Annotated in this window: 13 protein-coding genes; 8 read left to right on the top strand and 5 right to left on the bottom strand. The window is 46.0% G+C overall.

What is annotated here, in order from left to right; translation table 11 throughout:
• Positions 1 to 78: 78 nt before the first annotated feature.
• Entirely contained in the window at positions 79 to 522 is a 444-nt protein-coding gene (locus A4U59_RS06540) for an OsmC family protein (RefSeq protein ID WP_066172282.1), read from the bottom strand.
• 502 nt (positions 523 to 1,024) lie between these two features.
• Here A4U59_RS06540 and A4U59_RS06535 point away from each other — a divergent pair.
• A complete protein-coding gene (locus A4U59_RS06535; protein ID WP_066172280.1) occupies positions 1,025 to 1,714 on the top strand; it encodes an aspartate/glutamate racemase family protein in 690 nt (229 codons plus the stop codon).
• A gap of 85 nt (positions 1,715 to 1,799) precedes the next feature.
• Complete coding sequence (locus A4U59_RS06530; protein WP_066172277.1) at positions 1,800 to 3,215, top strand: hypothetical protein; 1,416 nt, start codon at positions 1,800 to 1,802, stop codon at positions 3,213 to 3,215.
• Between the two features lie 49 nt (positions 3,216 to 3,264).
• On the opposite strand, the gene A4U59_RS06525 is transcribed toward A4U59_RS06530, so the two are convergent.
• On the bottom strand, positions 3,265 to 4,083 hold the full coding sequence (locus A4U59_RS06525; protein ID WP_066172275.1) for an STAS domain-containing protein: 819 nt from the start codon (positions 4,081 to 4,083) through the stop codon (positions 3,265 to 3,267).
• A 277-nt stretch (positions 4,084 to 4,360) separates the two neighbouring features.
• Here A4U59_RS06525 and A4U59_RS06520 point away from each other — a divergent pair, with 277 nt between their 5' ends.
• The 4 genes from A4U59_RS06520 to A4U59_RS06505 all read left to right on the top strand — a co-directional run bounded on the left by A4U59_RS06520 (position 4,361) and on the right by A4U59_RS06505 (position 8,009).
• Complete coding sequence (locus A4U59_RS06520) at positions 4,361 to 5,215, top strand: patatin-like phospholipase family protein (protein ID WP_066172273.1); 855 nt, start codon at positions 4,361 to 4,363, stop codon at positions 5,213 to 5,215.
• 273 nt (positions 5,216 to 5,488) lie between these two features.
• On the top strand, positions 5,489 to 6,235 hold the full coding sequence (gene map, locus A4U59_RS06515; protein ID WP_066172270.1) for a type I methionyl aminopeptidase: 747 nt from the start codon (positions 5,489 to 5,491) through the stop codon (positions 6,233 to 6,235).
• A 103-nt stretch (positions 6,236 to 6,338) separates the two neighbouring features.
• Positions 6,339 to 6,932, top strand: coding sequence for a cysteine hydrolase family protein (locus tag A4U59_RS06510; RefSeq protein ID WP_066172267.1), 594 nt, complete (start codon positions 6,339 to 6,341; stop codon positions 6,930 to 6,932).
• Between the two features lie 150 nt (positions 6,933 to 7,082).
• Positions 7,083 to 8,009 carry a c-type cytochrome gene (locus tag A4U59_RS06505; protein ID WP_066172265.1) on the top strand — a complete coding sequence of 309 codons (927 nt, stop codon included), beginning with the start codon at positions 7,083 to 7,085 and terminating at the stop codon, positions 8,007 to 8,009.
• 129 nt (positions 8,010 to 8,138) lie between these two features.
• Here the strand turns inward: A4U59_RS06505 and nadE are convergent, their stop codons facing one another.
• The 3 genes from nadE to A4U59_RS06490 form a co-directional block, all read right to left on the bottom strand.
• Complete coding sequence (nadE, locus tag A4U59_RS06500) at positions 8,139 to 8,999, bottom strand: ammonia-dependent NAD(+) synthetase (protein ID WP_066172262.1); 861 nt, start codon at positions 8,997 to 8,999, stop codon at positions 8,139 to 8,141.
• A 41-nt stretch (positions 9,000 to 9,040) separates the two neighbouring features.
• A complete protein-coding gene (locus tag A4U59_RS06495) occupies positions 9,041 to 10,192 on the bottom strand; it encodes an aminotransferase A (RefSeq protein ID WP_066172260.1) in 1,152 nt (383 codons plus the stop codon).
• 101 nt (positions 10,193 to 10,293) lie between these two features.
• Positions 10,294 to 10,962 (bottom strand): DNA alkylation repair protein, encoded by a 669-nt coding sequence (locus A4U59_RS06490; RefSeq protein ID WP_066172257.1) that lies wholly within the window; start codon positions 10,960 to 10,962, stop codon positions 10,294 to 10,296.
• 174 nt (positions 10,963 to 11,136) lie between these two features.
• On the opposite strand from A4U59_RS06490, the gene A4U59_RS06485 reads away from it, so the two are divergent.
• Positions 11,137 to 11,643 (top strand): LiaI-LiaF-like domain-containing protein, encoded by a 507-nt coding sequence (locus tag A4U59_RS06485; RefSeq protein WP_066172254.1) that lies wholly within the window; start codon positions 11,137 to 11,139, stop codon positions 11,641 to 11,643.
• A gap of 416 nt (positions 11,644 to 12,059) precedes the next feature.
• Positions 12,060 to 13,059: IS110 family RNA-guided transposase (locus tag A4U59_RS06480; protein ID WP_066172251.1), on the top strand; the 1,000-nt coding region annotated here is incomplete at its 3' end.

Below are 13,059 nucleotides of genomic sequence, written 5' to 3'. Positions count from 1 at the left end.
TTTTGTTCTTCAATATTTGGCTGCTCTGCCGGGTACCTATTTTATGAGAAGTCCGGAATCAGTCCTGTTCGCAAACCATTACGATTTTATCCAGCGCGATTCCACTTCAACGTCTTTTGTTGAGTTGATCATCGTGAAGACAGGGCAGCGGCTGTTTGCTTTTTTATGCAGCTCTTCCACCTGTTCTTCAGTTGCGTCAGTAGCGACGTATGCGGTAATTCGCACTTTCTGGAAATACGGGCACACATTTGGTTCGCCCATGAATCCCCGAGGATCAAAGTCTCCTTTGATATCGAATTCGAGACTTTCCAATTCGATGCCCATTTCCTTTGCAGCCATGTTCGCCACAACTGTTTCACAGCCTGCCAGTGCACCTAGAAGTGTTTCAAGCGGGTTTGCTCCGGACTCTGTGCCGCCCATCTCCACAGCTTCATCGGTGATGATTTTCTGCCCTTTCTCCGTTTCGGTTACAGCTTTCATTCCCGAACCTTCCGCTGTTACACTGATTGTCGATAATGCCATAATGATACCTCCAGTTGTTTTTTAATTATGTTCCACATCCGGTTAGAAGCAAAACACATGAGCTTGATGATAGTATTGGGAGAAGATCGGCCGATAATACTTTGAGTCAGCGGGTTGCGTCCATGCAGGTACTCATACATACTGGAAACTTGTATCGTTTACATGCCACTCCAAACCGGAATACGAGCTTGCCGGCCTTCGGAAATTGCCTGCGCCTTTACTTAACTCGACTATCAAAGGATAGCCCTGCTGCCGATCCTTGGCGGTGGCTTTAGTGAGCCTTGTCTTTTATTGGCAAGTGCATCAACTTGATTTTAAGGGGCTTTCAGGCAAGCTTTCTCGCCGGCCATCTTTGAAGGATTCTAATTGGCTCGTTTTTTCTTGCAGATTATTATGATTTTTTCCGGTTTACCCTTTAAAAGCAATAATGAAATCATACAATGCCATTGTTTATAATAAGAGGTGAAGATATGGCAACTGAAAAACAGGGGGAGGGTCATGGTTGAAAACAATCGGTATGATCGGCGGTATGAGCTGGGAGTCTTCTTTGGAATATTACAGAATTATTAATGAAGAAGTGAAAAGGGAACTTGGCAGCCTTCATTCTGCGAAAAATGTGATGGTTTCAGTTGATTTTGGAGAAATTGAGCAGCTTCAGCATGCAGGAGAGTGGGACCGGCTCGGCAGGTTGATGGCTGAAGCTGCTAATAAGGTGGAGGCAGCAGGCGCCGACATGGTTTTGTTATGTACCAATACAATGCACAGGCATACAGATGAAATAGAGGCTTCGGTTAAAATTCCTTTTTTACATATTGCCGATGCTGTGGGTGCAGAGATGCAAAAGCGTGGAATGGGGTCCGCAGGCTTATTGGGCACGAAATTTACGATGGAAAGTGACTTTTATAAAGAAAGGCTGAAGGCGCGTTTCGGTATAGAAACCAACATTCCTGATGAAGATGACCGTGAGCTTGTCCACCGGATCATCTACGGGGAACTTGTCAGAGGAATGATCAAGCCCGAATCAAGAGAGGCTTTGCTGTCTGTAATCGAGCGGCTGGCGGAGCAGGGAGCGGATGGTGTTATCCTCGGCTGCACTGAATTGCCGCTTCTCGTTCAGCAAATCCATACATCTGTCCCCGTTCTTGATTCGACCTATCTTCATGCACGGACAGCCGTGGAAAAATCGCTGTAATGCCCTGTAGTTGCCTGGCACTTGCCAGGCAACTCCTTTATAATAGGAGTAAGCATAACATTTCCTGGTGAAGGAGTGGGGTAAAGTGAAACGAAAACAGCTGATGATACAGGGACCGACTGTCGTTTTAAAACGGAAACATGATAGAATTTCAGGCCGAGTGGACCGGGTTGCAGTCTTTGGGCGATTTCAAATTGCCGAAGTTGCAGCAAAGGACCATTCGGTTTTTTATTTGGTTATGTACAGAGGTAAGCTTGTCGGCGGAGGAGAAGCTGAAGCTGTGAAGTTGGATAGTTTCATTGCTAGAGCATACCGTTCAGGCATCATCCTGTCGGGAGCAAATACACTTGCTGGCCGATTATTTAATAAAGGGGAGTATGTCGTTCCGGATGTGAAACATATTTTGACGAAACTTCAAAGTCACTTTTCCCTTTATGAAATTTCCGCAATTGCCCGTTCGCTCGATACTTTCTTTTCAACGGAAGAATTGATTTCCATTTTCAAAAAGCTGTACTTTCATTTCAAGCGCCAGGGTCAGGATCTTCATTCATTTCAGGTGAGCTTATTTGCCAGAGAAGCTGCTCCTCACAGTGAATGGGTCAAGCGCATATTCAGCAGCATGGAGTTTAAACGATACGAGAACGAGTATCGTAAGCCGCCGCAGGAACTTCTTTCGAAAGATCCCCTCTACTTTGAAGAACTGCTCTTCAGCAGCCGCAGACATGATGAATCTTTCCGTTTGCTTCAATCCTACTACCGTCAACAAAGTAAAGATGCTGAAGAAACCGTCCTTCTTTTTGATCGATTGGTTTTTCAGCCTGAACAAGACAACTGGAAACGGTTTGAGACACTCCTTCCTGGATTTGCTCCAGACACCGCAGATAAATGTAGAGTGCTTGAAGAATTAGTGTCGAACATGCAGAAGCCTTTTCCTCCGATATCAAACGAATTGCTGAAAATGGCTATCGAAACTAAACGAGTGAATCTAGCACTGTCTCAGTACATTGAGCTTCATGACTCTCTTTCAAAACCGCCTGCCGAACTGTATTCACTTTTCGATCTGTTCGATCCTTCCACCGCGCCGGAACTGCTGCATCAAATAAGCACACTGTTATCCGACCCCGTCTTCCAACAGAGCGCTGCAATTGAACCCTTCGTCCGAAAAGCGGTTATATCGCTCCTGCAGCACAAATCCATTGCAGAGGTGATTGATTGGCTGAAACCGGCGGAGAAATCGCCTGCCGGCGCTAAAATATTTCGTGAGCTGAAACAAGCGGAAGCATTAAGCGAAGATGCAGACAGGCAAATGGAACTCGGTCGGTTTTACTTCGATTACCGCCTGTATGAGCAGGCAGAAGGCTGTTTCTCATGGGAAATGGAACTGTCGCCGGACAACCCTGAGCCGGCATTATGGCTCGGTAAAGTTTGCCAGGCGAAGGGGTTGGCAGATGAGGCGCAGAGCTACATGGATCTGTCTGCTGAACTCGCCCGCCAAAGATGAAGCGGCCTGGCTTAATTGCCAGGCTTGTCCTTTTGTGTGGGGGATTCGTTCACCTTTTGTTTTTTTGGATGGCCTGTTTAAGGGAGCTTTCCGTCTGGATTGACGGAAGATTGATGCCGAGATGGGTAAGCGTCAGGGCGATTTCGGGCCTTATGCCGGTTAGAACAGGCTCGACACCGAGCAGCTTGAGCGAGCTTGAGATCTTAATGATTTCCTGTGCGACCGCTGTATCGATTTCAGTGACGCCCGACAGATCGATATACAGCCGGGAAAGATCCAGTTCAGTCGCTTTTTCCATGGACTGATCCATGATAACCTGGGCACGGTACGTATCAATGTCACCGATGATCGGCAAAACTGCAGCGGAATCATCAATCTGTACAATTGGAGCTGACAACTCCATGAAAGCCATTCTTGCATGCTTTAATGTTCTTTCATGGTCTTTAATATACTGCCGTCCGAATAAGTAAACCGCTTCATCGAGAAGGGGATCGATTCTTGACGCTGCTTCAAATAACGTGTCCACTGACAGGTCATGCTCTTTCGTTATTTTTTTAATGGCATTCCATAAATGGGTGCGATAGACCTTTGCGCTTTTTAGCGGCTCTTCCATTGGAATATTCATCTCTATTGCAGCTTTTGCACCTCTTTCTACCCATTCTGTCAATCTTTTCATAGAGGTGTCAAAGTCTTCCACCATTGCATCGGCGATAATGAGTATGAATTCCGACCGGTATGAGATGACGTCATTTTGGATGGACGTATTTGAATAGCCCGACTGCAGTTTGTTTTGTTCCTTTGTCATGCCTTCAGATAAATTGCTTACCATGGAATAAAGTTTTTCCTTAAGTAGTTCCAATTCAGTCATTTTTTAATACCTCTCAAGTAATTAGTAGGAGTCTTTTCATTATTCTAACAGTTTTATAGTAGGAATCCAAAACTAAAGGCGGCAGCGACAAGAATAAGAGAAAGTTTCAAAATAAGCAGTCCAGTTTTGGAGTGCAAAGATTCATCGGCTTTAAAACGAATTTCTACTGTGTGTTAATGCAAAAAAATGAACTGCTTCGCCGTAAAATACCCTGTGATTTTTTGTGAGGAGCTGTTGTGATACGATAATAATATAACTGATAGACAAAAGAGGGTTAGTGATGGAAAATATCGGTCTTGTATTGGAAGGCGGCGGAATGCGAGGAGCTTATACCGCCGGGGTGCTTGAGCACCTGATGAACAATGATTTATATTTCAAATATGTGATTGGCGTTTCAGCCGGAGCTTGCAATGCGTCATCGTATGTCTCCCGGCAGATCGACCGAAACCGGACGGTGACCGTGGAATATGCCGGACATCCTGAGTATATTTCTTATAAAAAACTATTTAAACAGCGGGAACTTTTCGGAATGGATTTTATATTCGACGAATTGCCGAACAAGCTGGTGCCGTTCGATTATGAAACATTTCATTCCGCGAGCGAGCGGTTTGTAGTCGGAACAACCGATTGTATGACAGGTGAACCGGTATATTATGAAAAAAGTGAAGTGAAGCAGGATATACTTACCGTTTTGCGGGCTTCAAGCTCCCTGCCTTTTGTTGCACCGATCATCAACTTTGACGGCCGCTCCCTTCTTGACGGCGGAATTAGTGATCCAATTCCAGTGAGAAAGTCCGAAGCAGACGGCAATCGTAAAAACATCGTCATTTTAACGAGGAATGACGGTTATATTAAGAGCCCGATAAAAGGAAAATGGTTCCTGCAAAGGAAATACAGCCAGTATCCAGGCCTGATAGAATCCATGGCCCGCCGCCACGACACATATAACAACACGATGCGGTACATCCGCCAAAAAGAGGAAGAGGGTTCCATTTTTGTGATCCAGCCGACGCTGCCGCTCAAAGTAAGCAGAATTGAGCGGGATAAAAATAAGCTGGACAGCCTGTATGTACAGGGAAAGAAAGATGCAGAGGGGCTGCATGGTGAACTGATTAAGTGGCTGGAAGAATGAGTATGATGCAGTCTGCCTATTAGGCAGACTTTTTTTCCTCAGCAAGGAAGTGTTTCGATCAGCGGCCAATCTTATAACTTAACTTTAGCCAAAGATGTGCCTCTGTCTTCGCCTAACGGCCCGCCAATTGCTGGGTTTTCTATGTGCCTGCACATAAGCAGCCCTGTGAAATTTGATCAGGATATACCTTATCCAGTGCCAAATCAGATTCTCCCGAACAATCCGCCGTTGATTTCCATAAAATATAGGTAAACAAAGAAAGGCGGATCCCCAATGAGCAAATGTAAAACACCATCACAAATAGAAAAAATGCGGAAAGCTGGACGTATCCTTGCAGAATGCCGTAATGAACTCTCCAGCTTCATAAAGCCGGGAGTCTCAACTGCTGATATTGACGGGTTTGTCGAGCACTTTCTCAAGCGTAAAAACGCCAGTCCTGCACAGAAAGGATACCGGGGCTATCCGTTTGCGACTTGTGCGGCGGTCAATGATATCGTCTGCCATGGGCTTCCCGGATCGGAGCCCTTAGCAGAAGGGGATATCGTGACAATCGATACCGTAGCGGCACTTGACGGATGGCATGCTGATTCAGCCTGGTCGTTTGCTGTTGGGGAAGTTCCGCCGCATGCGCAAAGGCTGCTTGAGGCATCCTTAGAGTGCCTTAATGCCGGAATGGAGAAAGCATATCCAGGAAATACAACTGGAGACATCGGATATGCCATTGAACAATATGCAACTAAGCATGGATATGCAGTTGTCAGGGATTTTGCAGGACACGGGATCGGCCGGAAAATTCACGAGTTTCCTTTCGTTCCCCATTTTGGAAAAAAAGGCAGCGGAACAAGGCTTGAAGAAGGAATGGTTCTAACGATTGAACCGATTTTGACAACCGGAACATGGTTTACATTTATCGATGATGACGGCTGGACAGCACGAACGGTTGATGGTTCGCTGTCGGCCCAGTTTGAGCACACAATAGCTGTTTCAAAAAACGGGCCGGATATATTGACAACAAGCTAAAAGCGCCTGTTTGCACCTGCTCGCAGCGGGGGGGATTTTTAGTTATTTAAATTTGGATTAAGGGTAATGTAATTAGAGACAATTAAGGAGGTGGATAATAAGAATGCCGACGAGCCATGATAATATTGTGAATGAAAAAGATAAATCCAGGACGGCACTTTTGCTTATTGATGTAATCAATGCCATGGAATTTCCAGGGGGAGAGGAATTGTATAAAAAAGCGCTCCCTGTCAGTGAACGAATCAGGAAGTTGAAAAAAGAAGCAAAAGGACATGGGATTCCTGTCATCTATGTAAATGACAACTTTGGTAAATGGCAATCTGACCTTCCGAAAATCCTTTACAGCTTTATTGAGGAAAATGTTAAGGGGAGGCAAATCATTGAACATCTTATCCCTGATAAGGATGATTATATTGTCATCAAACCCAAGCATTCGGGCTTTTACCAGACAGTTTTAAGCACACTTCTTGATCACCTGGAAATACATACATTAATCATTACCGGGTTTGCTGGAGACCAGTGTGTCATGTATACAGCACAGGATGGTTATATGAGGGATTACCGGATTCACATTCCATCCGACTGTACTGCCAGTGAGTCAGAGAAATGGAATGATATGGCTCTCAAATTGATGAAAAAAAATCTGAAGGCTGATTTGACCCCATCATCAGAGCTTCGCCTTGCTGACTGGAAATAAGCAATTTTTGTCACATGTTTATCGAATTCTTGTCGAACTTGAAACAGGAATGTAAAGAAAATATGTATTTCTCCTATAGGGTCTTTATTAACCTTCTAACTTTTTTTAAGGTAGAGGTAGAGGGAATTTAAACAGTAAAGGGGTATCATTATGGGTAAAAACAGTCACTTTTTCTACTTACTAGCAATTTTTGTCGGAATTACGGTTTCATTCATCATAGGCATTTCCTTTTCCATGGCCATGGATGAGGAAGAATCAGAACCCCAGCAGCAGACAGCAAGCAATGAGGGGACATCAGGCCAGAATGGCGGGGAAATCGAATACAATCCGCCAAGCCTTGATGATGTGCCCGATGGACCGATCGGTGAAGAAATCAAATATGGCCATCAGGTCATCAATGAAACAAACACAGTCCTTGATGGGTATGTTGGGAATAATTTGACATGCTCAAGCTGCCATGGGGATGCTGGCCTTGATAAGACATCTTCATTCGTCGGTGTTTCCACACAGTTTCCGCAATACCGTCCGCGTGAAGGCGTCATCTTTACACTTGAGGACAGGATTAACGGGTGCATGACCCGCAGTATGAACGGCGAAAAAATCCCATACGACAGCAAGGAAATGAGAGCGATGATTTCATATTTGACTTACATTTCCCAGGGGATTCCGGAAGGTGCAGATCTTGAATGGCGGATGCTGAACACAATGAAAGACGTGCCTGAGCCTAACGTTGCCAATGGAGAAGAGATTTACAAGCAATCTTGTATAGCATGTCATGCTGCGGATGGATCTGGTACCGGGCCGAACACTGGACCCGCCGTCTGGGGGCCGGACTCCTTCAATGAAGGGGCTGGAATGGCCCGTATGACTAAAATGGCCGGGTATGTGAAACGAAACATGCCGAAGGGGCAGGAAGGCACGCTTACCGACCAGGAAGCAGCTGATGTTTCAGCGTATCTTCTTTCCCATGAACGCCCGGAAAAACCAGGCAAAGAAAACGATTGGCCGAAAGGCGGAGCACCTAAAGACGTTCCATATTATGATGAATTGAAAAGTGTGCAAGAAGGATTGGAATAATCGATATGCAGAAGGCCTGCCCGGATAAATGGGCAGGCCTTTGCCTTATGGTATAGTTCTGCCGGCCTGGCAGTGTTTTCATAGTGCCCCTTATGCATACGCCGCTAACAAGGGGCTCTTTGCATTTCGTTATTTCCACCAGTCATCAAAAATGGAGACAGCCCCGTTTCGTTTATGCCGGGTTTTCAGGTAGTGGTTTTCGAGAACGGTTTTTGCTTTTTCGCCGATGTCTTTGCCCTCCAGGTAATCGTCAATCAGCTTATAGGTGATTCCGAGTGCTTCCTCATCCGGCAGGCCGGGACGATCGTCTTCAAGGTCGGCTGTCGGCACTTTCATGTAAAGCCGTTCTTCTGCCTCAAGCTCGATGAGCATCTGCTTGCCATGCCCTTTGTGGAGGCCGAATAAAGGGACAATGTCGCAAGCACCGTCGCCATGCTTGGTATAGAAACCTGTAATCGCTTCGGCAGCATGGTCTGTTCCGATGACAAGCAAGTTGTATCGTCCGGCCAGATCATACTGGACTTTCATCCGTTCGCGGGCTTTCGTGTTCCCTTTCAGGAAATCGGTCAAAGTTGTGCCGGTTGCTTCCTTGAATTGATTATAGGCAGCATCGACTGCAGGCTGGATGTTGACGGTGACAACACGGTCAGGATCAATGAACTCAAGCGCTTTCCGGGCATCGTCTTCATCGCGCTGGACACCATAAGGCAAGCGGACGGCCATGAACATAAAGTCGCCATCGCCTGTTTCTTCCTTCATTTCGTTCACAGCAAGCTGAGCGAGCTTACCGGCCAGGGTCGAGTCCTGCCCGCCGCTTATGCCTAACACATATCCCTTCTGGCCGCTGAATTTCAAATAGTTTTTTAAAAAGTCGATTCGGCTTCTGACTTCCTCTTTCGGATTAATTTCCGGTTTCACTCCCATTTCCCGGATTATCTGGTCTTGTAACGTATCCAATTGTATCCCTCCAAAATTAGAATCCTTTTTCATTTGTACACATGAATTGATATTCCCTTTTCAGCGGATGATAATCATCTGGACAGGAACTGTTCGATCCGGTCCAACCCTTTTTCAAGTGTTTCCATTGAATAAGCATAAGACATTCTGATGTAGCCTTCCCCATAAGAAGAGAAAGCATCTCCGGGCACTGCTGCAACACCCGCTTCCTTTACAAGCTTCATTGCAAAATCAAACGACTTTTCCCCGAATGGTTCAATCGATGGGAAAATGTAAAATGCTCCGGTCGGTTTTTCGGCAGGGAAGCCCATCTCGGTAAGCCTGCCGTACATGTATTCCATTCTTTTTTTATATGTATCTTTCATGACAACCGCATCATCCGCTCCATTGACAAGCGCCTCGATTGCAGCTTGCTGGCTGATTTGTGATGCACATGAGACATTGTATTGGTGGATTTTCAACATATGGCGCGCAAGATTTTCTGGAGCAAACAGAAATCCGATACGCCAGCCCGTCATGGAATGGGATTTTGAAAGCCCGTTGACGACAATCGTTTTCTCTCTCATCCCCGGGTAAGAAGCAATAGAATGGTGCGTCCCGGCAAATACGAGTTCGCTGTAGATTTCATCTGAAAGCACAAATACTTCCCTGTCCTTTAAAAGAGCGGCTATGTCGCTGAGTTCACTTTCTGAAAGGGTCACACCTGTAGGGTTGGAAGGATAAGGAAGGACGATACACCTTGTCTCAGTGGTGAGGTGCTTTTCTATGAGCTCGGCTGTCAGCTTGAAACCGGTATTACGTGTGTCTGCATGGACTGCTTTTCCGCCGCATAGAGTGATGATTGGTTCGTATCCCGGATAAACCGGACCCGGGAGGATGACTTCCGAGCCTTCCTCGAGAATCGTACGGAATGTGACATCAATGGCCTGGCTTGCGCCGATTGTTGTGATGACTTCAGAAGCAGGGTTATAATCAAGACCATAGCGGCTGTTCACAAAGCGGGCGGCGGCCTGCCTTAATTCGAGGAGCCCGGCATTATGGGTATACGTCGTTTTATTCCCGGAAATCGCCTGGATGCCTGCTGTTTTCACATGACCGGGGGTGAGAAAATCAGGCTGGCCGATTGTAAAGGAAATGACATCATCATATTCGGAAACCATATTGAAAAACTTACGGATTCCGGAAATTTCTATTTCTTTTATGCGGGGGTTCAGTAAGTGCTCCACTAAAAAACTTCCTTTCAAACGATGATGTATGTATCAATAGATGCCTAAATTATAGCATTTCAGGGCGCGGCAGAGAAAGTGGCCAGCACCCGTCGAGTCGGTTACTTCAAATGTTTCATAGCTTCCCGCCGGCTTAACGGAGCAAGACTGCGGCTTTGGACAAAATACCGGACGGAATCAGGGGCGGTTTTGCCGTATTCACGCAGTGCCCACCCGATAGCTTTCTTGATGAAAAACTCATCCTCGTTCTGCAGCCGGACGACCACCCTGTATAACAGCTCTTCATCCGTTTTATCCTTGTACTTAAGCTGGAATAATACTGCTGAGCGCTGCAGCCATATGTTTCCGCTGTCAAGCCAGCGCATGACATGACGATCTATTTCCTCAGGGAAGCGCGTGAAATAGGTGCCGCAAAGTTGGGAAGCAAGCGTATCAACGGTGTCCCACCATGATTTTTCGGTAATCAGTGTTTCCAGATGAGCGATCCAGTTTCTGTCCATTTGTTTGTGCTGCTTCGTGAGCAGATGAAGAGCGGTATATTGAAATTCACGCTCTTCTTCATTCCACAGGCTGTGAACCACTTGCAGAAGGTTTTCCGGCTCAGGAAGTCCCTTTTCAGCAATGAATTCTTTTAATAGAGAGGATCGTTCAGGTGTTTTTAATCCGAGAAAAGGAAACTTGTTCTTCATATATTTCTCCATTTTCTCAGCTTGTTGGGCGTTCTTGTGCATTCTGAAACGGCTGGTCATTTCTTCTTCATATTGATTCAAGCTGATTCCCCCTTTTGTTTGTCCTTCTCCAGTTTAACGTAAATAGTTCCAATTTTGTGAAGAGTGTGGGAGCAAAGGAAAGTTTTGCGTAAGTTAATTGAAGAATGGAGGGAAAGAGATAAACAGCAAGAACTATATAGGGAGATGGGAATTTAGAACCGGGAGGAAAAAACTATGAATGGACGGATGCTGTGGGGTTTCTTTTTCATTTTTGCAGGTGTCGTCTTTTTGCTCGATACATTTGACATCATTCGGGGCGGATGGGAATTGTTTTGGCCGATTTTTTTGCTTGTGCCAGCCATAGGATTCCATATAGGCTTTATAGCGGCTGGGAAAAAAGCTGCAGGGCTGCTCGTTCCAGGCGGGGTTTTACTTGTGTTAAGCGGATTGTTTTTTTATCATACCCTTTTCGGATGGGAGTCAGCTGATGTCACATGGCCTTTTTATTTGTTTGCACCGGCATTCGGATTATTTGAACTTTACCTTTTTGGAGGACGGGAGCCTGCACTTTTGATTCCGGTTACGGTGTTGACTGGAATCGGCGTGTTATTTTACCTTGATATCGCTTTATCATTTAATGGGATTGCCGCAATCATCCTTATTCTGACCGGACTGAACATCCTGTTCGGACGCAGGCGCCGGCAGAACAGCAAACCGCCTGCCGATAAAAAGGTTTCATAAATAAAGCCTCAGCTGGTATGATAAGCCGGCCGGTTATTGTGGGGAAGCTGGTTAACATTAGGATTCTCACGTTAAACCATACTATAAATTACAAGAAGAAAAGTTCAGAGCCTATCGCTCTGAACTTTTCTTCTTCAAGGAGGTTATTCCATTAAAACATCCTTTAATGAAATGGCTGTTTTAAAGCTCAAAGTTGATTTTTTCACTAGTTGATTGGAGCGGAAGGGGCTCGACTCCGGCGGGAGCAGCGGGACAGGTGAGACCCCGCAAGAGCGATAGCGATGAGGAGCATTCCTGTAATAAAGTAATCTGCGGATAAATGGGAGTTAGAGCCATGTGAATAAAAAAAGTCCCCCTGGTACGATAGAGAGTGTCATGCATGACCTCGAATTAAGTACCGAAGGGAGACTTCTATAATGGATTTTACACAAAATGAACGTCTGAAGCAAATCAATGAACACACACTGATCATCGGAGTCGATATCGCAAAACACAAACACGTCGCCCGGGCGATTGATGATCGGGGAGTCGATTTATCCAAACGGTTGACCTTCCCAAATTCGCTGGAAGGATTCAACCTTTTGCTTAAGTGGGCCAGGCAATTGGCGGACGAGACAGGCCGTCCCAACCTGCTTATCGGTATGGAACCCACAGGCCACTATTGGCTGAACTTAGCCTATTTCTTGAAACTGCAAGACGAAAACCCGGTCGTAGTAAACCCGATGAAGGTCAAGAAATCAAAAGAGCTGGATGACGATTCGCCCACCAAAAATGACACCAAAGATGCAAAAGTGATCGCTCAAGTCATGCGGGCGGGTCGCTATCATATACCAGTCTTGCCTGAGGGGTTGTACGCTGAATTGCGTGAAGGGATAAAACTGCATGACATGATCCAGGAGGATATGTCATCGATCAAAGCCCAAATGCATAACGTGCTGGATCGATATTTCCCTGAATTCTTGACGGTCTTCAAATACTGGAACGGAAAAACGGCGCTATACTTGTTGGAACGCGGCTACCTTCCAGAGGATATCCGTCGGAAGACAGAAGAAGAACTTCTCACTGAAGTGAAGGCGTCGGTCACGAAGAACATCGCGTCCTCACGGATCCGCAAGCTGAAACAAGCAGCTGACTCGAGTATCGGGATGACCGAGGGCCTTCGAATGGCTCGTGAGGAGATTCGCTATCTTATAGACCAATATCGGATGTTACAGAAACGCCTTGAGTCCCTTGAAGCACAATTGGAAGAGCTCGTTATGGACGTTCCGGGGGCGGAGCGCATGGTTGCGATAAAAGGAATCAGGGCGATGACGGTCGCTGGCTTTTTTGCGGAGGTTGGGGATCTTTCCAACTACAGAGCTCCACGCCAAGTCATTAAACTCGCGGGACTCAATTTAATGATGAACCAGTCCGGGC

Source organism: Bacillus marinisedimentorum (assembly GCF_001644195.2).
Classification (GTDB): domain Bacteria; phylum Bacillota; class Bacilli; order Bacillales; family Bacillaceae_O; genus Bacillus_BL; species Bacillus_BL marinisedimentorum.
The sequence above is the reverse complement of the archived record's forward strand: the minus strand, read 5'-3'. Positions and strand labels throughout refer to the sequence as shown.

Coding starts and splice junctions, on each gene's coding strand:
- A4U59_RS06485 (WP_066172254.1), top strand. CDS start 11,137: ATGAATGGACGGATGCTGTGGGGTTTCTTTTTCATTTTTGCAGGTGTC.
- A4U59_RS06540 (WP_066172282.1), bottom strand. CDS start 522: ATGGCATTATCGACAATCAGTGTAACAGCGGAAGGTTCGGGAATGAAA.
- nadE (WP_066172262.1), bottom strand. CDS start 8,999: ATGAAAAAGGATTCTAATTTTGGAGGGATACAATTGGATACGTTACAA.
- A4U59_RS06525 (WP_066172275.1), bottom strand. CDS start 4,083: ATGACTGAATTGGAACTACTTAAGGAAAAACTTTATTCCATGGTAAGC.
- map (WP_066172270.1), top strand. CDS start 5,489: ATGAGCAAATGTAAAACACCATCACAAATAGAAAAAATGCGGAAAGCT.
- A4U59_RS06505 (WP_066172265.1), top strand. CDS start 7,083: ATGGGTAAAAACAGTCACTTTTTCTACTTACTAGCAATTTTTGTCGGA.
- A4U59_RS06510 (WP_066172267.1), top strand. CDS start 6,339: ATGCCGACGAGCCATGATAATATTGTGAATGAAAAAGATAAATCCAGG.